The sequence below is a fragment of the Bifidobacterium sp. B4111 genome, assembly GCF_026537235.1.
In the GTDB taxonomy this organism is placed as follows: domain Bacteria; phylum Actinomycetota; class Actinomycetes; order Actinomycetales; family Bifidobacteriaceae; genus Bombiscardovia.
Map to the genome: position 1 here is coordinate 93,702 of NZ_JAFNMO010000005.1, position 21,509 is coordinate 115,210.

16 protein-coding genes and 1 tRNA gene are annotated in these 21,509 nt (G+C 61.8%); 12 read left to right on the forward strand and 5 right to left on the reverse strand.

The genetic code is table 11. The features are described 5' to 3' along the window. Positions 1–88 precede the first annotated feature (88 nt). Positions 89–1,633: an MDR family MFS transporter gene (locus J3T93_RS08455; RefSeq protein WP_267431310.1), complete on the reverse strand. Its 1,545-nt coding sequence runs from the start codon at positions 1,631–1,633 to the stop codon at positions 89–91. A 129-nt stretch (positions 1,634–1,762) separates the two neighbouring features. Here J3T93_RS08455 and J3T93_RS08460 point away from each other — a divergent pair. From J3T93_RS08460 to J3T93_RS08500, 9 genes are all read left to right on the forward strand, one after another. After that, positions 1,763–1,836, forward strand: a tRNA-Val gene (locus tag J3T93_RS08460). A gap of 100 nt (positions 1,837–1,936) precedes the next feature. Continuing rightward, positions 1,937–3,700 carry a DivIVA domain-containing protein gene (locus J3T93_RS08465; RefSeq protein WP_267431311.1) on the forward strand — a complete coding sequence of 588 codons (1,764 nt, stop codon included), beginning with the start codon at positions 1,937–1,939 and terminating at the stop codon, positions 3,698–3,700. After that, on the forward strand, positions 3,697–4,980 hold the full coding sequence (gene dxr, locus J3T93_RS08470; RefSeq protein WP_267431312.1) for a 1-deoxy-D-xylulose-5-phosphate reductoisomerase: 1,284 nt from the start codon (positions 3,697–3,699) through the stop codon (positions 4,978–4,980). The genes J3T93_RS08465 and dxr overlap by 4 nt, the downstream gene beginning before the upstream one ends. Next, positions 4,977–6,206 (forward strand): flavodoxin-dependent (E)-4-hydroxy-3-methylbut-2-enyl-diphosphate synthase, encoded by a 1,230-nt coding sequence (ispG, locus tag J3T93_RS08475; protein WP_416378845.1) that lies wholly within the window; start codon positions 4,977–4,979, stop codon positions 6,204–6,206. Before dxr ends, ispG begins: the two co-directional genes overlap by 4 nt. 101 nt (positions 6,207–6,307) lie before the next feature. Continuing rightward, on the forward strand, positions 6,308–7,960 hold the full coding sequence (locus J3T93_RS08480) for an alpha/beta hydrolase family protein (protein ID WP_267431367.1): 1,653 nt from the start codon (positions 6,308–6,310) through the stop codon (positions 7,958–7,960). A gap of 15 nt (positions 7,961–7,975) precedes the next feature. After that, the gene (gene recO, locus J3T93_RS08485; protein ID WP_267431314.1) at positions 7,976–8,698 is read left to right on the forward strand and encodes a DNA repair protein RecO; all 723 of its coding nucleotides are present in this window, start codon (positions 7,976–7,978) and stop codon (positions 8,696–8,698) included. Positions 8,699–8,701: 3 nt separating this feature from the next. After that, positions 8,702–9,496 carry an isoprenyl transferase gene (locus J3T93_RS08490; protein WP_267431315.1) on the forward strand — a complete coding sequence of 265 codons (795 nt, stop codon included), beginning with the start codon at positions 8,702–8,704 and terminating at the stop codon, positions 9,494–9,496. 165 nt (positions 9,497–9,661) lie between these two features. Next, positions 9,662–11,092, forward strand: coding sequence for an amidohydrolase (locus tag J3T93_RS08495; protein ID WP_267431316.1), 1,431 nt, complete (start codon positions 9,662–9,664; stop codon positions 11,090–11,092). Positions 11,093–11,180: 88 nt separating this feature from the next. Beyond that, entirely contained in the window at positions 11,181–12,377 is a 1,197-nt protein-coding gene (locus J3T93_RS08500; protein WP_267431317.1) for an MFS transporter, read from the forward strand. Positions 12,378–12,617: 240 nt separating this feature from the next. Here the strand turns inward: J3T93_RS08500 and J3T93_RS08505 are convergent, their stop codons facing one another. From J3T93_RS08505 to J3T93_RS08520, 4 genes are all read right to left on the reverse strand, one after another. Further along, a complete protein-coding gene (locus J3T93_RS08505; RefSeq protein WP_267431318.1) occupies positions 12,618–14,141 on the reverse strand; it encodes a glycoside hydrolase family 32 protein in 1,524 nt (507 codons plus the stop codon). 52 nt (positions 14,142–14,193) lie between these two features. Then, positions 14,194–15,486: an MFS transporter gene (locus J3T93_RS08510; protein ID WP_267431319.1), complete on the reverse strand. Its 1,293-nt coding sequence runs from the start codon at positions 15,484–15,486 to the stop codon at positions 14,194–14,196. 266 nt (positions 15,487–15,752) lie between these two features. Next, positions 15,753–16,826 (reverse strand): LacI family DNA-binding transcriptional regulator, encoded by a 1,074-nt coding sequence (locus J3T93_RS08515; RefSeq protein ID WP_267431320.1) that lies wholly within the window; start codon positions 16,824–16,826, stop codon positions 15,753–15,755. A 58-nt stretch (positions 16,827–16,884) separates the two neighbouring features. Then, positions 16,885–17,220 (reverse strand): MTH1187 family thiamine-binding protein, encoded by a 336-nt coding sequence (locus tag J3T93_RS08520; RefSeq protein ID WP_267431321.1) that lies wholly within the window; start codon positions 17,218–17,220, stop codon positions 16,885–16,887. A 199-nt stretch (positions 17,221–17,419) separates the two neighbouring features. Between J3T93_RS08520 and J3T93_RS08525 the strand changes: the two genes are divergently transcribed. The 3 genes from J3T93_RS08525 to ftsZ all read left to right on the forward strand — a co-directional run bounded on the left by J3T93_RS08525 (position 17,420) and on the right by ftsZ (position 21,506). Further along, the gene (locus J3T93_RS08525; RefSeq protein WP_267431322.1) at positions 17,420–18,937 is read left to right on the forward strand and encodes a glycine--tRNA ligase; all 1,518 of its coding nucleotides are present in this window, start codon (positions 17,420–17,422) and stop codon (positions 18,935–18,937) included. Next, positions 18,924–20,102, forward strand: a complete 1,179-nt coding sequence (dusB, locus tag J3T93_RS08530; protein ID WP_416378844.1) for a tRNA dihydrouridine synthase DusB — start codon at positions 18,924–18,926, stop codon at positions 20,100–20,102. The genes J3T93_RS08525 and dusB overlap by 14 nt, the downstream gene beginning before the upstream one ends. 231 nt (positions 20,103–20,333) lie before the next feature. Then, on the forward strand, positions 20,334–21,506 hold the full coding sequence (ftsZ, locus tag J3T93_RS08535) for a cell division protein FtsZ (RefSeq protein WP_267431323.1): 1,173 nt from the start codon (positions 20,334–20,336) through the stop codon (positions 21,504–21,506). Positions 21,507–21,509: the final 3 nt, after the last annotated feature.

A 21,509-nucleotide genomic window follows, 5' to 3' on the forward strand; every position in this document is an offset into this window, starting at 1 on the left:
GAGGTGTCGGGCATCAGGATCAAACATGCCCGACACCTCCTTGTCGTTCATGAGGAATTCACGGAGGAATCCGTCTGGACAACGGCCCTTACCGCTCGCCCTTCTCAGCAACGGCAGGAGCCACCGTCGTGGCCTTGTTTTGATATTCAGCCAGCAGCGTGCACGAGCGGATATCGCAGAGGTTGGCCACCAAGGCGATTATCAGGATGACCAGGCCCACCAGGAAGATCCAATGCAGGCCGTCGAAGACGATGGTGCGGGCCGGTCCCAGCAGGCGAGAGGGGATGCTCCCTGCTGTGGCCGGGTTGATCATGCTGTTCATCATGTCTTCGGTCAGCCCCTTATGCTGGGGCACCTCGCGGGCGATGACCGTGTTCATGACGATGCCGAAGATTGAGACCATCAGGGTCTGCCCTAGGGAACGGGCCAGTGTGTTGAAGCTGGTCGAGGCGCCCACATCACCTGCTGGCACCACGCTCTGGGCGGTGATGGTCGAGGTGGTGATGGTCAGGCCGAAGCCGAAACCGACTACGGCGGAAATGACCAGAAAGACCCAGTAGGCGGTGGCCTGTGGGACGGCTATGTAACAGACGCAGGCTGTCAGGATGAAGGCCAGGCCGATATTGGTGGCCCGGTGCGGCGGGTGGTGCATGGTCAGAGGTCCGGCCAGGTAGGCGCCCAGGAGCCAAAGAATGGAAGAGGGGGTGACCACGAAACCGCCCAGGGAGGGGTTCATTCCCAGAACAGACTGCATCCAGATGGGCATGTAGGTGTCGAAGCCCATGAGGAATCCGGCCACCAGGAGCATGCAGATGTTCTGGATGACGAAGGTCCTGATCCGAAAGAGTCGCAGGGGCAGGATGGGATCTTCCTGGCGGCCCTCGACATGAAGAAGCAGGGCAAAGGTGACCACGGTGGCCGCAATCAGAACCAAGGTGATCCGCGCATCGCCCGCCGATCCCAGGCTCTGCAGGCCGAGCATCAGGCAGATCAGGCAGATGCTGAGCAGCCCGATGCCGATGTAGTCGACGCGGGTTTTACGCGCCTGGATATGCTCGCTCAGGAAGAGCTGGATCATGATGATGACCAGCAGGCCGATGGGCACGTTGATGGCGAAGACCCAGTGCCAGCTTATCTGCTGGACGATGAAGCCTCCCAGCAGGGGGGCGATGATGGAGGCGATGCCCCAGGCCGAACCGTTCAGACCGATCATGCCCGCCCGCTTGTCCAGGGGATAGATGTCGGCCAGAACCGTGTATGTCAGCGGCTGGATGGCGCCTGCCCCCAAGCCCTGCAGAAAACGCGCGCTGATCAGCTGGGGCATGGATTGGGAAAGGGCGCACAGGGTGGACCCGATCACGAAGACCAGCAGGCCGATGGTCAGCAGCGGCTTGCGGCCGAAGCGGTCCGAAAGCTTGCCGTAGATGGGTGTGGTGACCGCCGTCATGAGCAGATAGATGGAGTAGACCCAGTTCATGATGGACAGCCCATGCAGGTCCCCGATGATGGTGGGCATGGCGGTGGAGACGATGGTCCCCTCGATGGCCGTCATGAAGGTGGCAATAAAGACCGCCACCGTCACCAAGGTGCGGTTGGTCTTTCTGCCACTGCCTGTATCGACTGTCTGTGACAATCCGAACCCCCCTCTTATGCGGTATATACGGTGTGTTTCTCTTCTTTTACGGGCAAGGCCCGAATTCCTAGAGGATTATAGCCGCACCTTGCGGCCTTGTCACCGTGTATTCTGCTAAGGTAGTGTGCTGGTCCCGTGGCTCAGTTGGTTAGAGCGCCACCTTTACACGGTGGATGTCCCCGGTTCGAGTCCGGGCGGGACCACAGGGGTTTTAGGGGTGTGTGCCCGAAGTTGCGTCTTAGCGCTCACGTAGAATCAATGCACGAAGATCGTTGGCAAGAAAGGTCAGGAGGTCGATGCCTGATGTCAGCTAAGCCTGATGCCCGTGGAACCGAGGCGACCATCGCGCGCTCGGGCAAGCGCAAGTGGGGATATGACACCAAGCAGGTTGATGCTTTCTTGGAGCGGGCTCACTCACTCTATGAGAGCCAGGACCCCGATCTTACCCAGGAGGAGATAGCCAATGCCTCCTTTGACCTGTGCAAGAACGGTTATATCATCACCCAGGTGGATGCTGCCCTCTCGCGGCTGGAAAGGGTGATTTCCGACAGGCAGACCAGTCTGGAGATAGCCCGGGTGGGCGTGGATGGCTGGACGACTAGAATGGTCAGTTTGCAATCAGAGCTGACCGCTCATGCCGGCAGACCCTCGGGCAGCGTCTTCAAGCGCGGGGATCCCGGCATGCCCTCATACGACTGCAAGCAGGTGGAGCGGCTGATCGAGCAGGTCCTCAACAAGACTTCTGATCAGCTCAACCTGCATGAGGGACGGAAGACCGACTCAGGCAAGTCGAAGAACACCGACATCACGGCTGACCGCGTCTCCAACGTCATCTTCACCCAGCGGCGGGGGCCCAAGGGCTATGACGAGCGCCAGGTGGACTTCTTCCTGGCCAAGGCCGTCGAGCTTCTGGAGCAGCTGGAGTCCTTTGCCAGGGTCAGCGAGAGGGCCAAGAGAGCAAGCGTTAATGCAACGGCTCCAGCTGCTGTTTCTGGGCACTCGCAGCTTGCCGGGCAGAACCCTTCAGTTTCGGGCGTTCAGCCGCTGATCGGACAGAGCCAGGCACCAGCCTGGAGCATTCCCGATGATTCCGCTGTCGTGAGCGACAAGGGCAGCCAGGATGATTTCGCTCAACTGCACCAGGCGGAGCGGGCTATCTTTGAGGCGCCGGCCGCCAGCACGCAGACAACGCCTACAGCACCGACGGCGCAACCCAACAGTTCGCTGAGTGCTCTGGCTTCGACCGTCAACCAGCGACTGACTCAGGAAGGCGCTGGGGCAGCCTCAGCAGCATCGGCGGCAGCTGTTCCTGCCTCTTCCACAGCCAGGTCGGCCTCCTCAGCAGGAGTGAGTGGCGGAGCCCCTGTTGGCTCTGCCAATCCCACCCCTGCCGATCCTTTTGTCTCCGGTCGACAGGAATCGGTCATGCCCGCCTCCGTGCCGCCCGCGGCTGCACAGCCGGCCTCTGCGCCAACCAGCCACACTCCTGCGGCTCCCACATCAGCGTCAGCAGCACCCGCGTCGGCTGCGCAATCCGTGCCATTCAACTCGGTGGCCGCTTCTTCGCCTTCCCCCGCACCACAGACTCCTGAGCCTGCGGTATTCCAGCCGACCTCTTCGGCACCCGCGGCCTCCACTCCGCCTACTTCGGCAGGGAACGCTTTCGTCTCCTCCACAAGGCCGGAATCGCCAGTGTCTCCCTCAACGGCAGGTGCTGACACTGACGGCTCGTCTATGCCGGGATCCGCCTCAATCATCTCCTCGCCCTTCGTCGATGGTCCTCTGGGCGCAGGCGGGCCCTTGGGCAGCTATGGGGAACCCTCGCCAGCAGCGCCTGAGGCCCATGAGCGGTCCTGGGCTGAAACAGCCGGAAGCAGCACGGATACGCCCGACTGGGCCAAGCCCCGTTATTCGCAAAACACGCAGGGCAATAAGCAGGACAAGGATCCGGATTCCTACCTGGCCTCCCTGCTCAACCAGGATCTGCCCAAGATGGATTTGGACATTCCTGATATTGCTTTCCCGGCCTTCGGTGACGAGGGGGAGCAGGATAAAGGCGGTCGATGAGTCATTTGGAAACAATGAATGCAGGCAGTGAAGGCAGGCAGGTTGGTTTGTCGGTCGAGCATGAGCGCATCTTGTCGGATTGGTCGCCCAGGGACGATGCCGGCCAGTCTTGCAGTCTGGTCATCCTGGGATCCACAGGATCCATTGGCACTCAGGCTTTGGATCTGATCAGTCGTCATAGGGACCGGTTCCAAGTGACTGGATTGGCCGCTGGCGGCGCGCATGTCGAACTGCTGGCCCGCCAAGCTCGCGATTTTGGCGTGACCCGTCTTGCTCTGGCCGACAAGGCCCAGGTTCCGGCTCTGCAGCAGGCTCTCGAGGCTCTGGAGTTGACTGGCATCCAGGTAGAGGCAGGCATGGATGCGGTTCAGGCTCTGGCCGGTTCCGGCAGTGACTTGGTCCTCAATGGCATTACCGGTTCAGTTGGTCTGCGTCCGTCTATTGCAGCCCTGCAGGCCGGATCCCAGCTGGCTCTGGCCAACAAGGAGTCCGTTGTGGCCGGAGGCCATCTGCTCTTTGACGCCGAGATAAGGCCGGGCCAGATCAACCCTGTCGACTCCGAGCATTCGGCCATCTGGCAGTCTCTGCGTTCGGGGCAGCATGGAGAGGTGGCCCGTCTGGTGGTCACTGCCTCAGGGGGTCCCTTCCGGGGTTGGAGCAGCCAAGCCATGCGCGAGATCACCCCTGAACAGGCCCTGAACCATCCGACCTGGTCCATGGGTCCGGTGGTCACCATCAACTCCTCCACCATGGTCAACAAGGGTCTAGAGGTCATCGAGGCCAGTCGGCTCTTCCGGATCGAGCCCGAGCGGATCACCGTGGTGGTCCACCCCCAGTCTGTGGTCCACTCGATGGTCCAATTCCAGGACGGGGCCACCATAAGCCAGGCTTCGCCACCTGATATGCGTCTGCCAATCGCCCTAGGCCTGTCGGCGCCCGTCCGTCTTGACCATGTGGCTGCGCCCTGCGACTGGTCCAAGGCCAGTACTTGGACTTTCGAGCCCTTGGATGACCAGGCTTTCCCGGCGGTCAATCTGGCCAGGCGGGCTCTAGGGAGCTGCGAGCCCATGACTGCGGTCTTTAATGCCGCCAACGAGCAGGCGGTCCGGGCTTTCCTGGATCATCAGCTGCCTTACCTGGACATCGTCGAAACCATCCGTTCAGTCATGGATGCCATGGAAACGCATCTTCCGGGAACATTCACATCCGTGGAGGTAATGGAGCAAGTCGAGCATGAGGCACGCCAAAGGGCCGATGCTTTGATAGACATGACAGCGTGAGTAGCATTCCCAAGACCGAACAGCCAGCACCCTCCCAAGGGTTCCGCAAGACAGGTGAGCAGGCTATCAGCCAGACTCCGCTGCATCCTCGTCGCCGCTCCCGTCGGATCATGGTGGGGCCTGTGCCGGTCGGCGGAGGCGCTCCCATTTCGGTGCAGTCCATGACCAACACGGTCACCGCTGACATCAATGCGACCTTGCAGCAGATCGCCGAGCTGGCCGCAGCTGGATGCGATATCGTACGGGTGGCTGTGCCCAGCCAGGACGATGCCGACGCGCTTCCCATCATTGCGAAGAAGTCACCCATACCGGTCATCGCCGACATTCACTTCCAGAGCAAGTATGTCTTTCAGGCCATCGATGCGGGTTGTGCAGCTGTCAGGGTCAACCCGGGCAATATCCGAAAGTTCGACCAGATCGGCCCAGAAATCTGCAAGGCCGCCACGGATGCGGGCATCTCCCTGCGTATCGGGGTAAACGCCGGCAGCCTGGACAAGGACATCTACGCTCGCTACGGCGGCCCCACCCCCGAGGCCTTGGTTGCTTCGGCCTTGAAAGAGGCCCACATGTTCGAGGATGTGGGCTTCCACGACTTCAAGATCTCCGTCAAGCACCACGATCCTGTGACAACGGTCCAGACCTACCGGCTCCTGGCCTCCAAGGGCGACTGGCCCCTGCACCTGGGCGTGACCGAGGCCGGCCCCTCCTGGCAGGGGACCATCAAGTCCTGCCTGGCCTTTGGCGCGCTCCTGGCCGAGGGCATCGGCGACACCATCCGTGTCTCCCTGTCCGCACCGCCTGTGGAAGAGGTCAAGGTGGGCTGCAAGATTCTGGAATACCTGGGTCTACGCCAGCGCCACTTCGACATCATCTCCTGCCCCTCCTGCGGCAGGGCCCAGGTGGATGTGATCGAGCTGGCCAAGGAAGTCACCGAGGGTCTTAAGGACATCACCGCTCCCATCAGGGTGGCTGTCATGGGCTGCATCGTCAATGGGCCAGGCGAGGCCAGGGAGGCCGACCTTGGGGTGGCTTCGGGCAACGGCAAGGGCCAGATTATCATCAAGGGCAAGGTGGTTCAGACCGTCCCTGAGGACCAAATCGTCCCCACACTGCTGGAGCGGGCCAAGGAAATCGCCGCCCGGATGGATGCAAAGGCGGCGGTCCAGGGTGAAACCCTGCCGGAGGCAGGGCCCATGGTGGTTCCGGTCACCGGCCGTGCCAGCTGAGCGCATAAGCACCATCCTCGCCACCGGTTACAATGGCCGTCGTGTCCCAAGAGGTTGAGCGTTCCCTCCCCGCAAGTCGGTGGAGCAGGGTCAGGCGGCTGATGACCAGCCTGCCCATCTTCGTGATTCTCATGGGTCTGCTGGCTTCTGTCTCCCACCTGACCGCCGTTCCCTGGAAATACGAACCAGTGGATCAGAATTTCCCCACACTGACTCCGGATACCGCGGTCACTTTTGACTGGCCTGCCGGGGTTGCCAGGGATACCGTGGGGCAGTACCAGGTCGAATCCCGTCACCAGGAACTGAGCATGGAAAGGCCCGCCACTGGCGAGCGCCAACGTATTCGGATTCTGATTCGTGCTCCTCAGGGGGCTTCCGGCCATCGGCCGGCTGTAGTCTTCATGCATGGCGCCGGTTATGGCACATGCGACAACTCCTTCGGGGACGTGGCCCGGTCCATGGCCTCTGCTGGCTTCGTCACTGCCGTGCTGGACAAGCCGGTCTGGTCAACCACGGATGCTGACCGGGACTATCCCGCTTCGGCCAGGGCCTACGAGCGGGTTGCCAATTTGCTGCGCGACCGGGATGATGTGGATGCATCCAAGGTGGGCATCTATGCCACCAGCGAGAGCACTTGGATCGCCGCCATGCTGCTGACCATGGACCACCGGATAGCCTTCCAGATCCTGCTGAGCCCAATGGTCTATTCCCCGCGGCACGCCATGGGTTTCTTCGTGGCCCAGGACTTCGCTATTGCCGGGGCCAACCAGGGCTACCAGTCGGTGGTCCGTCGGCTCTTCAGCACCGATGCTTCCCTCTTGGGACTGAACAATCTGGATATCGACCCTACTGACCGCTACACCTACGCCATTCCCACCCTGCTGGCCTACGGGGCCAAGGATGTCATGACCGCCCAGGTGGAGGGCGTGCAGCGCGTGCTCTCCAAAGCTCATGCTTCCGGCAATGAGAACGTCACTGTGCGTTCCTATCCGGTCTCCAACCATGTGCTGCGGCTGGGGGATGAGGCCCGGACCGGCACGCCCCTGGCCGACCACTACCAGCAGGACATGATCGACTGGGCGGTGGGTCAGGCCCATGGCCTGCATCAGACCAGCCCCAGCGTGGGCGGGGCCACCATCCACCAGTCCATCGCCGTGCCCACTGATCTGAGGGGGCGGCGCTCGCTGACTATTTATATGCTGGTCCTGCACCTGCTGACCCTGGTGCTATTGCTGGCGGCCCTGGCCATGGCCCTGGTGGCCGGTCTGACGAAACTGTACCGTCTGCGCCGACGCAAGGACCCGGTCCTGGGCTTCAGCCATGGCTTCGGCGGCACCTTGGCAACCATCACCGGCACCACTATGGCCACCCTGGTCCTTTTCGGAGCCGGTCTGGGCCAGGTCATCATGGCGGTGGTACGTCTGGGCTGGGGCGGCGTGCCCGACCAGGCTGGGGTCAGCTACTGGAGCTGGCCGGTCATCCAGGTGGTCTGCGCCTTGGTCATCTGGGCCTGGTCACGCACCTTCGCTCGCATGGTCGAAGTAGCCTCCCTGAGGGGATTGGACCGGCTGCCCGACCAGGTCCGCACAAGCAAGGCCGGCGGCCCCAGTCTTCGCCAGCAGATGCGGAACATGGACCCCAGGCCTGTACTGGCCTCCACCCGCTTGGGTGTTGCACTCTTCATCGTCACCACCCTGGCCATGTTCGGGGTCCTGCTGATCTTCGCCTTCTGGGGCCTGTTCATCTACCAATGAAAGGACGGGACCGTCGTGGCCATCTATCGTGACGAGGGCCTGGTCCTCAGAACGGTCAAATTGGGCGAGGCCGACCGAATTGTCACCATTCTGACCAGGGGACACGGCAAGGTCAGGGCCGTAGCCAAAGGGGTGCGACGGACCAAGTCCCGCTTCGGCGCCCGGCTGGAGCCATTCATGCGTGACGACCTGCTCATCTCCCGTGGTCGCAACTTGGACATCGTATCCCAGGCGGCCTGCACAGCTCCCTATGCGGATGCCATATGCGCCGACTATGACCTCTACGCCAACGGGGGTGTCATGCTTGAGACCGCCGACAAGCTGGTGGTGGGCGAGCACGAGCCGGCTCCGGAGCAATACCGTCTGCTGGTCTCCGCCTTGGCCAGTCTGGCAGGTCACCGGCATGACCCCCGTGACATCGGCGCCTCATATCTGCTGCGCTCCCTAGCGCTGGCTGGCTGGCGGCCCCGGCTGGATTCCTGCATCGTCTGCGGGCGGACTGATCAGCTGACCCACTTTTCGGTGCCCGGCGGCGGAATGGTCTGCAGTCGGGACAGGCCTACTGACGCTGTGGCGGTAGATCCAGCCACCCTGGCCCGCTTCCGGGCGTTGAGCAGCGGGGACTGGCCCAAGCTGGACGGCAGGGGCTCAACTCCCCTCTGCGATGGTCTTGTCGAGAAATGGGGCGAATATTATCTGGAGCGGCCCATCAGATCTCTGCGGCTATTAGATTCGTGAAGCATGAGTTTTGACCCCGTTGACTACACCTCCCTGGATGTGCCTGCAGCCCCCTTCTCCGATCCCGCGCGTATCCCGCAGTTCCCCAAGGGTTCAGTCCCTCGTCATCTGGGTGTGATCATGGACGGCAATGGCCGCTGGGCCAAGCAGAGGGGCATGGAGCGCACCCAGGGTCACCGGGCTGCCGAGCCGGTGGTCTTCGACACCATAGCCGGGGCCATTGAGGCTGGGGTCCGCTACCTGAGCCTGTACACCTTCTCCACGGAGAACTGGAAACGCTCGCCGGCTGAGGTCCGCTTTCTGATGGGCTTCTCCAGGGACATCATCCATCGGCGAGTGGCCCAGATGGACGACTGGGGAGTGCGCGTGCGCTGGGCGGGTCGTAGGCCCCGGCTCTGGAAGTCGGTCATTGACGAGCTGGAGGCGGCCATGGAGCGCACCCGCCACAACACCAGGATTGATGTGATCTTCTGCATCAACTACGGGGGCAGGGCTGAGCTTGCCGATGCAGCCACTGACATCGCCCGGGAGGTGGCGGCCGGGCAAATCAAGGGCTCCAAGGTGACTGAAAAGATGATCGCCCAGCACCTCTACAACCCCGACATACCGGACTGCGACCTGGTTCTGCGCACCTCGGGGGAGCAGCGCACCTCCAACTTTCTGCCCTGGCAGGCGGCATATGCGGAGCTGGAATTCGTGCCTGAGCTCTTTCCTGACTGCGGGCGCGAGGTGCTCTGGCGGGCCATCGACGATTACATTCACAGGGACAGGCGCTTCGGCGGCGTGGAGAATGGCTGAGAAAACTGTCCCTCCCATGATGTGAAGCCAGCCATGGTCGTCCGAATTTACATGTCTGAGCACTCTCGCAATGCCCTTGAAAGGTAGTATGTGTCTTATCACAGCGAAGCAACCCATGGCCGCTGTGGGAATCAGGGCAGCAAACGAAGCGAAGGAGCGACAGGCATGGACGACAAGCAACGCATCATGCAGATCATCGAAGATAAGTCACAGGAGTTCATTGAGGCCGCCGACCATATTTGGGGTACCCCCGAGACCAGGTTTGCCGTGAAGGAGTCGGTCCAGCAGCACTACAAGGTGTTGGAGCAGGAAGGCTTTGGCATCGAGAGGGGCGTGGGTCATATGGACTATGCCTACGTGGCGACCTGGGGCTCGGGCCGTCCGGTGATTGGCATCACTGGCGAATACGATGCCTTGGGAGGCCTCAGCCAGGTGGCTGATTTGGGTGAACACAAGCCCTTGGTCGAAGGCGGCAACGGGCAAGGCTGCGGCCACAACATTCTGGGTATGGCAGCCGTCGCGGCCGGGGTCGGGATTAAGACCTTCATGGAGGAGAAGGGGCTCAAGGGGACCATCAAGGTCTTCGGCTGCCCTGCTGAGGAGTCGGGCTATGGCAAGGCCTTCATGGCCAGGGACGGGGTTTTCGACGGGCTGGACCTGGCCCTGTCCTGGCATCCCTCGGATGTGACCCAGGCCTGGGGCTCCTCCAGCCTGGCAGTCCTGCAGGCCTACTTCGACTTCACCGGCGTGCCAGCGCACGCGGCTGCGGCCCCTGAGCTGGGCCGGAGCGCCCTGGATGCTGCGGAGCTGATGAACGTGGGGGTGCAATTCCTGCGTGAGCACATGATTGATGAGGCCCGTGTGCACTACGCCTTTATCGACGCAGGCGGCGAGTCGGCCAATGTGGTGCAGTCCCACGCCCGTCTTTACTACTTCGTACGTGCCCCCAGGATGGATCAGGCTCAGGATCTGTTCAAGCGTGTGGTGAAGATCGCCCAGGGTGCGGCCCTGATGACCGAGACACAGGTCAAGGAGGAGTTCGACGCGGCCTGCTACAACTTCATTCCCAACCATCCGCTGACCGAGGCCATAGACAGGAACTTGGACGTCGTCGGCCCCCTGCCCCTGGACCAGCAGGAGTTGGACTACGAACGCCGTTACACCGACACGGTTTCCGAGGCCGGCAAGCAGAGGGTGCTCAGCCGCACCAAGGCAGCTTTCCCGGATCTTCCGGAGGAGGAAGTCCAGAAGATGGCCGAGTCCACCATGGCCCTGAAGAAGTATCCGCTGGCCTTCACCGATACGGCATCGGGGTCCACCGACGTTGGCGATGTCAGTTGGCAGACGCCCACCGCCCAGTTCAGCGGCGGGTTCGAGCCCCAGGGAACCTCACCACACTCCTGGCAATGGGCGGCCAACGGCAAGTCCTCGGTGGCCCACAAGGGTCTGCTTGCGGCGGGCAAGACCCTGGCTTTGACCGCTTATGATGCGTTTACCAACCCGGACCTGGTAAAGGCCGCCAAGGAGGACTTCAGCAAGACATTCGCCGGCCAGGAGTACAAGGTTGTCATCCCTGACGATGTGATGCCTCACTGACTTGCTATTCGGCTGCCGCCGGGCCCTGTGATCCCTGTGGATCGAATCGCCCTGCGGCGGTTGGCTTCGACTGAAGGATGACAGACCAATGGCAATCAAGCAATCCTCAAAAACGGCGAGCGGAACGCTGATCTTTTCCCTGATGGCCGGTTACTCGATCGTGTACATGGACAAGAACATGATCTCGACCGCCATCATCCCCATCTCCGAGCAGTTCCACCTTGACTCGGGGCAGACAGGCATCATCATGTCGGCCTTCTTCCTGGGATACTCGCTCATGCAGATTCCCAGCGGCTGGCTGGCCGACCGGCTTGGGGCCAAGCGTGTGCTGATGGCCTCCATGATCATCATCGGTCTGTTCAGTTATCTGTTCGGCCTGGCCAATGGTCTGGCCTTCTTCATCATCGTCCGGTTCTTCGCTGGCATGGGCCACGGTGGCTATCCGCCCTCCTGCTCCAAGTCGATCGCGGAGAACTTCCCCCAGGAACGGCGCACCTTCGTCCAGTCCCTGATCCTGTCGACCTCGGGCATCGGCGGCATCCTGGCCTTCGTCCTGGGCGCCAACCTGGTCGCCATCAACTGGCACTTGGCATACGCTGTGCTGGGCACCCTCTACCTGCTGGCCTTTATCTGCATCCTGATCTTCGTGCCATCCAAGCCCCGCCAGCCCGAGGCTGACCAGAAGCCCGGAGCCAAGGGGGCAGGGTTCCTCGAGGTTCTGAAGAATCGGAACGTGCTGGTCCTCTTCGTGGCCATGCTGCTGCTGAACATCCTCCTGTATGGCAATATCTCCTGGATGCCCACCTTCATCAAAAATACCTTCGGGCTCTCGATCGGCCAGGCAGGCATCCTGCTGGCGGTCAATGCGGTCTTCACGACCGTTGCCACCATCTACGCCGGTCAGTTGCTCTCGAAGCTCTTCCTGGGCAGGGAGAAGTTGGCCATCCTGGGTGCCGGGGTGATCAGCGCCGTCCTGGTCGTATGCTTCGTCTTCTCGCGCAACATCTGGCTCTCCCTCCTGCTGCTGATCCTGGTATCCTGCGTCTCCGTGGTGGCCTTCACCGGCATCTTCACCTGGCCCCACAAGATCATGGACCCGCATATCATCGGCTCCGCCATCGGCATCATCAACACCGGCGGCACCCTGGGCGGATTCCTGGCCCCCATGATCATCGGCTATCTGGTCAAGGCGGCCGGCGGTTCCTTCGTCGGAGCCTTCCTCTTCATGGGTGCGGCGGCCATTGTCTCAGGGTTGATGGCTCTGCTGGTCAAGGTCGGCAAGTAAAGCCTGGGCCGGATCGGCCACATCAATGGTTTCTGGTCTCGAAGATTAGGCGGCTGTGGCGCAGTCATGGCCGCTGGTCCATGGCAAGGAGTCAGTGTCAAAAAGTCGGTACCTCTTCTGGGATCTTCGATTCTTTGGTGCTCACCACGGATACTTGAAGGCGATGCTTACCAAGTAAAAGGCCCGCCCCCTGAGTAATTCAGGGGGCGGGCCTTTCCTGTGCCGACTAGGACAGTCGGATCAGCGATCCGGCTCTTCCCAGATGGTGCCCAGTCTGGCGATGGAGAGGGAGTCGATCAGGGCCTGGCCCTCGCCGGACTCGGCGATCAGGCGGATGCCGCGGGGTCCTTCGGCGGGGAAGGAGTAGGAGGACATGATCTCCAGCCCGTCGTTGATGATGACCTCGATCGAGCCCCGGTCCACGATGATACGCAGTTTGAGTTTGCCCGAGGACTTGTCGACGGGTGCTGTGCGGTAACCCCGATCCCCGTAGGTGTTGCAGTGGCGGTCCAGCACCACGCGGTCCAGCTGGTCGTCATAGCAGACCAGCGTATGATCGCCTGACTGGGTTCGGTGAATCTCCAGACCGATGCGCTCGGCCTGGGACTTGGCCAGGTCAATTTCCATAGTGATGTCGGCGGTCTGCGCGTCGTCCAACAGATCCTGGCTGCCGTTGACCTTCAGCTCGATGGGGCCGAAGTCCTGCTGGTCCTGGTCCAGGTTGGAGAACTCGCGTATGGGCAAGCAGCGCAGATGATCACCGGCCAGGGTGACCTCGCGGGGTACGGTGAACTGGCCGCACCAGCCATCCTCCTGCATGGGGATGGGCTCGGTGAAGGGACTCATCCAGCCGAATACCAGCCGACGGCCGTCAGGAGCCTGGAAGGTCTGCGGGGCATAGAAGTTGTGGCCGTCATCCCAGAGGTGGAATTCGGTCTCCTGATGGAAGTCGCCGCCGGGCTGCCAGCTGCCGATTACATAGCCGGCGTTGTTGTGGTTGCGGGCTTCGAATCCATGGGGTTTCAAGCCCATGGCCGAGTAGCAGATCACCCACTTGTCCTCCAGGGGGAACATATCGGGGCATTCCAGCATGAAGACCTCGGGGTCGGGGTGCCGATAGATCACCCGGTCGAAGGTCCAGTGCTCCATGTCATTGGAGGTATACATCCAGATCTCGCCCCGGTGGGCTGGGGTGCTGACTCCGAAGACCATGTACCAGAGCCCGCCCATCTTCCACACCTTGGGGTCACGGAAGTGCAGGATCTTGTCGTCGGGGCAGGGGACCACGACACCCTTCTTTTCGAAGTGGATACCGTCGGAGGAGACGGCCATGCACTGCTCCTGGAGGTTGCCGTCATCATCGTTGACCCCATTGCGCCAGCGGTGACCGGTGTAGTAGATGGTCAGACGGCCGTCGTCGCCCACCACGGCCGATCCGGAGAAGACCCCGTCCTTCTCGACCTCCAGGGTGGGCGCCATGGCCAGGGGCTCGCGCCGCCAGGTGACCAGGTCGGCGCTGGACACATGCCCCCAGTGCATGTTTCCCCACTCGCTCCCGTAGGGGTTGAGCTGGAAGTAGGCATGATAGCGTCCCTTGTAGTAGCTCAGGCCGTTGGGGTCGTTGATCCATCCGGCCTTGGAAGCGATGTGGCACTGGGGATACCAGCGGTCATTGCGGGTGGTGAAGAGCCGATCGATGCTCTTCTGGGCCTTGTCCAGCTGGGCGCTCATATCGGCGTTTTCCTTGGTTGCTGACTGGTTCATCCTTGAATCCTTTCGGGGTTGGAGGGGTGCTGATTATGGTTGACGTGGGGAATCAGCCTTGGGTCACGGCGGACTTCCGGGAATCCCTGATGAAGGGATCGCCGTCGACCTGCTGGTCGTCGCGCTTGAGCACGAAGGTGCCGTAAATCAGGGCGACCAGCACCACCAATGAGATGGTGTAAAAAGTGACCCGGTCGCCGGCGCGATCGTGGAGCATGCCCAGCGGGGTGGACAGGGCCACCTGGCCGACCTGGGAGGCAATCTGGAAGCCCACCATGTAAAGGGTGGCGGACAGCTTGGGGTTGAAGTGCAGTGTGAAGTAGCGGAAGGCCGGCAGGCTGAAGAGCGGGACCTCGATGGAGTGGAAAAGCTTGACGATGGAGACCATGACCGGGTCGTGGAAGAAACCGCACAGTCCGATTCTGGCGAACATGACCGTAGCGCCCAGCAGCAGGGAGTTGCGGACGCCGATCTTGCGCATGATGACGGGGACGACGCCCATCATGGCCGATTCCAGGAAGACCTGGAATGAGTTGAGGATGCCGTAGACCTGGTTGCCCAACTGCGGCGTGGCAAAGAGGTTGGCGTAGTAAGTGGGGAACATTTGCTGGTCGAAGACTGTGTAGAAGGTGTTGGTGAAGATCATGAAGACGATCAACAGCCAGAGGGCCGGCATGCCCAGTACGTGGAGCATATCTCTCAGTGAAGGCTGGGATTTCTCACCGTCAGGGGTCGATTCGCGGTGGATCTCTTCGCGCTGCTCATCAGGGATCCAGAAGGCGTAGACCAGCAGCATGCACAGGCCGAAGACGGAGCCCAGCCAGAAGTTGATCATGGGGTTTATATTGAAGACGAAGCCGGCGATCAGTGCCACTATGGCGTAGCCGAAGGAGCCCCAGGCACGGGACTGTCCGTATTCGAAGCCGAACTTGCGGGAGTAACGTTCGGTGATGGCTTCAATCAGTGAACAGCCGGACATGAAGCCAGCCGAGAGGACCACGGCGCCCAGCACGGCGCCCAGCATCATATTGGTACGCATGAGCGGCGCATAGATGAATTGGACGAATGGCCCGACCAGGGCGGCAATGGCGGCGATGAATACGGCCAGCCGACGCTTGACGCCCAGCTCGTCCTGAATGACCCCGTAGACGAACATGATGATCAGGGTGGCCACGGAATTGATGGAGTATATGTTGCCGACCTGGGTGTTGGTCATGCCAAGTCCCGTCACCAGCCACCGCTGGTAGAAAGACCACCAGACTCCCCAGGCGCAGAAGAAGAAGAATATTCCGGTAGAGGATTCCAAATATGATGGATTCCTCCATGCCGATAATTTGGCGGCCATGCTGCCCCTCTTTCCTTGTCGTGCACCGCTTCCCCGCAGTGTCTCCCAGTCCGATGCACTTTCTGTGTGCAGAGCGGACCTGGTAGGTATAGTAAGCCGTCAATCGATTTACGTCAAACGATTAACGATTGTTGTGCCTTCCTGTCGAACACGATGAGCAACTAGCAGGGGATGTTGACTGATTGGTGACTGGCGCCAAGCCAGCCAGAATCCGGCCTTGGCTCACCATCTTGCGACAGGGAAGGGGGGGGGATGTGACTCTGGCTTTAGGGACTAGCTGGGACCGGGTCCGAGGCGGCATCGAGGCGGGTGGAGCCCTTGCGAATAAGGGCGCAATGAATGCGCACTCCACCAGCCTGATCAAGCGGCGGCAGGACGGCACGGGTTTTGGGCAGGGGCAGAGCAACGCGACGGGGATTGATTTGCGCCAGCAGTCGTCGCACTGCCCAGAAGCCCATCTCGTAGTGAGGCAGTTCGACTGTAGTCAAGGGGGGTGCTGCGGTTTCTGCGACGACCTGGTGGTTGTCCACGCCCACCAGATTGAGGTCCTTGCCGATGATCAGATGGCGGGTTGCGGCGGCCTGGTAGAGGTAGAACGAACGTGAATCATTGAAGCAGAAGACCCCATCGGGGTGCTGTTCGTCGACCAGGTCGTCCGCCTGATCCATGGCATCCTGGTTGAATCCGACCAGTCGGATCAAGGTCTGGCTTGTAGGCAGGCCAGCTTCCTTGAGAGCTGTGTGATATCCGCGCATTCTGTCTTCTTGCGCCGGCAAATCCTGTGTGGTGCCCAGGTAGGCTACCCGATGGCAGCCTGACTCGATCAGGTGGCGGGTGGCATCGTAGCCAATCAGAAACTCGTCAGGGGCTATGCTTGGACAGCGGCTGGCCCGCTCCGTCGCGTTGACCACCACGGCGGGGCAGGAGCGCAGAGACTGTGGCAGGTCAACATCCTGGTCGTACATCTTGGCGAAGAGGAATCCGTCCACCCCATAGCGCTTCAGGGCCTGGATCTGCTCGGCTTCCCGGATGCCCCCATCGGTGGAGACAGTGAGAAGCACATAGCCACGCTCAGCGGCCGCATCCTGCGCACCCTGAATGATGGCGCCAGCATAGGGCGTGGTGGCCACCTCTTCGCTGATGAAGCCCAGCATGCCGGTCTTGCTGGTGCGCAGCGACCGGGCCATGGGATTGGGCCGATAGCCTAAGGTCTTGGCTGTACTGCGCACCCTCCGTGCAGTCTCCGACTTGACTCTGCCCTTGTCATGGCCGTTGAGCACCAGAGAGACTGTGGAGACGGATACGCCTGTGCGTTCGGCGATCTGCTTCATCGTGATCATGGGCACACCTTAACTTGCTCAGGCGATTTCAGCCCGGCTGATCTTGAGTGGCAGGGTTTCAGCGGTTTTTCCCGCCTAGAATCCGGTTGACTCGCTCCACCTTCTCGTGAATCTGATCCCGCTTGCCGGGACGGATGTCCAGCCTGAGGCTGACGCTGGTCCGATGCCCCTGCTCGGCCAGGACCCGTGCAGCTTCTTCCACGACCTCCATGACCCGATGCAGATCCCCCTCGACGACGGTGCTCATGGCATTGGTCTGGTTAGGCAGTCCCGAATCCCTGATGACCTTGATGACCTGGGCCACGTAGGTGGACAGCTCTTCACCCTGACCTGAGGTTGCGATCGTGACCTCGGCTACGGTATTCATGTAGGATGAATCGTTTATGTCGGGCATATCGGGAACCTTCCCACATCGATTGGTGTGTTCGTAGGCAGGATGCCCGGTGTCCCCTGCGGCCACCTGCGCGGCCTCCCGCACCTGTCTCGATGGTAGGCCTCTACGCTGACAGCAGGTCACCAGCCGAAGGTATGCTGGAGGCCGGTCATCAGGTCGTATGCCCCCAGGAGGGGTTCCCAAGCAGAAGGTGTGATCAGTGGCAGTATCGAAACTGGATGAGGTCATCTCCCTGGCCAAGCGCCGGGGATTCGTCTTTCCCGCAGGGGAGATCTACGGCGGCACTCGCTCGGCCTGGGATTACGGACCCCTGGGCGTGGCCCTCAAGGACAACATCAAGCGTGAGTGGTGGCGGACCATGGTGGTCACCCGCGACGACGTGGTTGGCGTGGACACTTCGGTCATCCTGCCCACGGCGGTCTGGGAGGCCTCGGGCCACGTGTCCGTCTTCAATGACCCCCTGATCGAGTGCCTGAACTGCCACAAGCGGCACCGGGCCGACACCCTGGAGGAGGCCTACGTCGAGAAGCACGGCCACGATCCGGAAAATGGTCTCAAGGACATTCCCTGCCCGGACTGCGGCACCAAGGGACAGTGGACCGAGCCGCGCGATTTCAACATGATGCTGCAGACCCACCTGGGACCCGTCCAGGACGAGAAGAGCCTGCATTATCTGCGTCCCGAGACCGCCCAGGGCATTTTTGTGGACTTCAAGTCCGTCATGGCCTCCTCCCGCTCCAAGCCCCCCTTCGGCATCGCCAACATGGGCAAGAGCTTCCGCAACGAGATAACGCCCGGCAATTTCATCTTCCGTACCCGGGAGTTTGAGCAGATGGAGATGGAGTTCTTCGTTCACCCCGGCACCGACGAACAATGGCATCAGTACTGGATCGACGCCAGAACCCGCTGGTACGTGGATCTGGGCGTCAAGCCCGAGAACCTGCGCCACTACGAACACCCCAAAGAAAAGCTGGCCCACTATTCCAAGCGGACTGTGGATATTGAGTACCGGTTCGGCTTCCAGGGCTCCGAGTGGGGTGAGCTGGAGGGTGTGGCCAACCGCACCGACTACGACCTCAAGGCCCATGCCGAGCACTCGGGCGAGGATCTGAGCTACTACGACCAGGCCAGCGGGGAACGCTACATCCCCTACGTGATCGAGCCTGCGGCCGGTCTGACGCGCTCGCTGATGGCCTTCCTGGTGGATGCCTATGACGTGGACGAGGCTCCTAACACCAAGGGCGGGGTCGACCGGCGCACCGTGTTGCGTCTGGACCCGAGGCTGGCCCCGGTCAAGGCTGCCGTCCTGCCCCTGTCCAAGAAGCCCGATCTGCAGCGGATTGCCCATGACCTGGCCGCCGACCTGCGCCAGAACGAGTGGATGGTGGACTACGACGAGTCCGGCGCCATCGGACGCCGCTACCGTCGCCAGGACGAGATCGGCACCCCCCTGTGCATCACCGTGGACTTCGACACCCTGGACGACAAAGCGGTCACCATCCGCAACCGCGACTCCATGCAGCAGGACCGCGTGGCCCTGGACCAGGTGGAGGACTATGTGCGCCGGGTCGTTGGCGAGCAGCGGGTGCGTTACCCCATGGGCCCATCCGACCTGACCGGCTCACGTGCCGCTGACGGCTACACGGACCTGGCCAGCGAGCCGGGCACGGACGAGAGCGAACCCATCAAGGTGGCCGAGGCCGGTGGCCGGTACTGAGGCTGATCGCCCGACCCCGAAGGTTGCTTCGGTGCAGCTGGGCCCGATAACCGTGCCTGTGCCGGTCATGCTTTCGCCCATGGCGGGCGTGACCAACTGGCCCTTCCGTCTGCTCTGCCGCGAGTACGGACCTGACGGACTGTATGTGGGGGAGATGGTGACGGCCCGGGCCTTGGTGGCGCGCAATCCCAAGGCATTCAGGCTCTGTCGCTTCGCCCCTCAGGAAAAGGTGCGCTCCCTGCAGCTGTACGGGGTAGACCCGCAGATTATGGAGCAGGCCACCCGGATGGTGGTCGATGCAGGGTGGGCCGATCATATCGACATGAACTTCGGCTGTCCGGTCCCCAAGGTCACCAGGCATGGCGGCGGGTCCGCCCTGCCCTGGAAGACTGACCTCTTTGCTGAACTGGTCCATCGTGTTGTCGCTGTCTGTTCGCCTGCCGGAATCCCCGTCACTGCAAAAATCCGGGTGGGCATCGATCATCAGCACGAGACCTTCATGGAGGCGGCCCACATCGCCCAGGAGGAAGGCTGCGCCGCCGTCACCCTGCACGCCAGAACTACAGCTGAATACTATGGCGGCCATGCCGACTGGGACCGGATCGCCGAGCTTGCCCAGGCCATAGACATCCCTGTCTTCGGCAACGGCGACATCTGGACCGCCGAGGATGCCCTGGACATGTTCGCTCAGACCGGCTGTGCAGGCGTGGCCATTGGCCGGGGCTGTCAGGGCCGTCCATGGCTCTTTGCCGACATAGCGGCAGCCTTAGCCGGCTCCCCGGAGCGGCAGGAGCCCACTTTGGGCCAGGTTGGGGCTATCGTGGCCCGCCATGCCCGACTCCTGGTCGAGTTCTACGACGGCGACGAGCGTATGGCGGTCCATGATATGCGCAAACACGTGGCTTGGTATTTGAAGGGCTTCGCCGTGGGCGGCCAGGTGCGCCGCGACTTCATGGCCTGCGAGAGCCTGGAGGATATGGACCGCTGCATCGCTGACCTGGACCAGGACATGCCCTATCCGCAGGCCGTGGCCGGCAAGCCTCGGGGTCGGGTTCGCTATGCCAAGAAGGTCCGCCTGCCCTATGGCTGGCTGGATTCTCGGACCACCACTCATCAGGAGCGCGAAACGCTCTTCGGCAACGACCCTATGGATGCCTCCTACTGAAGCTGGAAATATTCCCGTCACCAACCATGCGCATCCGGGTCTAGAATCAGGGTTTAGAATACGGACAGAACGGCGTGGAGGTTCTTTCGGAAGGCTGGGGCGGTTGGCTCTGACCTCCCGGACCCTAGGCCCACGGCCGTCAGGGAGGGTCGGAACGCCTGTGGGCAAATGCGTGTTGGCGTATATGACCTGCGCTAGAGTTGAGCGTAACGTGAGTGACGGGAGCATACTGTGAGCGAGATTGCCCAGAATGACAATTTCAATGACAAGACCAACATCAAGGTCGTTGGTGTTGGTGGAGCCGGTGGCAATGCTGTCAATCGCATGATTGCCGAAGGCCTGCAGAATGTCGAGTTTGTGGCCATCAATACCGATGCCAAGGATCTCCTGCGCTCAGAAGCCGATGTGAAGATCTCCCTTTCTGATGCGAACAGCCGCGGCCTGGGAGCCGGAGCTGATCCGGAGAAGGGCGCCAAGGCTGCCCAGGATCATCAGTCCGACATCGAAGAGGTCCTCAAGGGCGCCGATATGGTCTTCGTCACTGCAGGGGAGGGCGGCGGCACAGGCACCGGTGCCAGCCCCTTGGTTGCGCGTGCAGCCCGTCAGCAAGGCGCGCTCACCATCGCCGTGGTCACCCGTCCCTTCACCTTTGAGGGGCCCAGGCGCTCCGCTTCCGCCGAATCGGGCATCGAGAACCTGCGCAAGGAGGTCGATGCCCTCATCGTTATCCCTAATGACCGGCTTCTGGACCTCTCGGATCGCACGGTCTCGGTCATGGATGCCTTCAAGACAGCCGACACGGCCCTGCTGGCCGGCGTTCAGGGCATCACCGACCTAATCACCATGAACTCCTACATTCACGTGGACTTCTCCGATGTCACCGCCATCTTGAAGGACGCCGGCACAGCCCTCTTCGGCATCGGCGCAGCCAGGGGCGAGGATCGAGCCACCCAGGCCGCCGAGATCGCCATCTCCTCTCCGCTCTTGGAGGAGAGCATCGAAGGTGCCCATGGGGCCCTGATCAACGTGGCCGGCCCCACCGACCTGAGCATGCAGGAGGCATCTGCAGCCGCCCAGCTGGTCCAGGATGCCATCCATCCCGAGGCGCAGATCATCTGGGGCCTGGCCCTGGACGACGCTTACGGGGACGAGGTGCGGGTCACGGTCATCGCCGCCGGATTCGATCCCACCCCAAAGAAAGATGAGACTCCGGCCCCTGCAGTGGACGCGACCACCACACCTACGGCGGCCACTCCGGTCCAGGAGCCCCAGCAGCCACTGACGACCCCGTCTGTCCAGGCGGAGTCCGATGAGACCTCCGAACACGATGTGGTGCCCCCTGCCTCCGGCGATGACGGCACCTCCGACCCGGGATATCTGGATATCCCTGACTTTCTGCGGTAATCA

What these genes read in the sequence shown, in the direction of transcription:
- J3T93_RS08480 (WP_267431367.1), top strand. Translation starts at nt 6,308, where the DNA reads ATGACCAGCCTGCCCATCTTCGTGATTCTCATGGGTCTGCTGGCTTCT.
- J3T93_RS08510 (WP_267431319.1), bottom strand. Translation starts at nt 15,486, where the DNA reads ATGGCCGCCAAATTATCGGCATGGAGGAATCCATCATATTTGGAATCC.
- J3T93_RS08490 (WP_267431315.1), top strand. Translation starts at nt 8,702, where the DNA reads ATGAGTTTTGACCCCGTTGACTACACCTCCCTGGATGTGCCTGCAGCC.
- J3T93_RS08505 (WP_267431318.1), bottom strand. Translation starts at nt 14,141, where the DNA reads ATGAACCAGTCAGCAACCAAGGAAAACGCCGATATGAGCGCCCAGCTG.
- J3T93_RS08495 (WP_267431316.1), top strand. Translation starts at nt 9,662, where the DNA reads ATGGACGACAAGCAACGCATCATGCAGATCATCGAAGATAAGTCACAG.
- J3T93_RS08500 (WP_267431317.1), top strand. Translation starts at nt 11,181, where the DNA reads ATGGCAATCAAGCAATCCTCAAAAACGGCGAGCGGAACGCTGATCTTT.
- J3T93_RS08515 (WP_267431320.1), bottom strand. Translation starts at nt 16,826, where the DNA reads ATGATCACGATGAAGCAGATCGCCGAACGCACAGGCGTATCCGTCTCC.
- J3T93_RS08465 (WP_267431311.1), top strand. Translation starts at nt 1,937, where the DNA reads ATGTCAGCTAAGCCTGATGCCCGTGGAACCGAGGCGACCATCGCGCGC.
- J3T93_RS08520 (WP_267431321.1), bottom strand. Translation starts at nt 17,220, where the DNA reads ATGCCCGACATAAACGATTCATCCTACATGAATACCGTAGCCGAGGTC.
- dxr (WP_267431312.1), top strand. Translation starts at nt 3,697, where the DNA reads ATGAGTCATTTGGAAACAATGAATGCAGGCAGTGAAGGCAGGCAGGTT.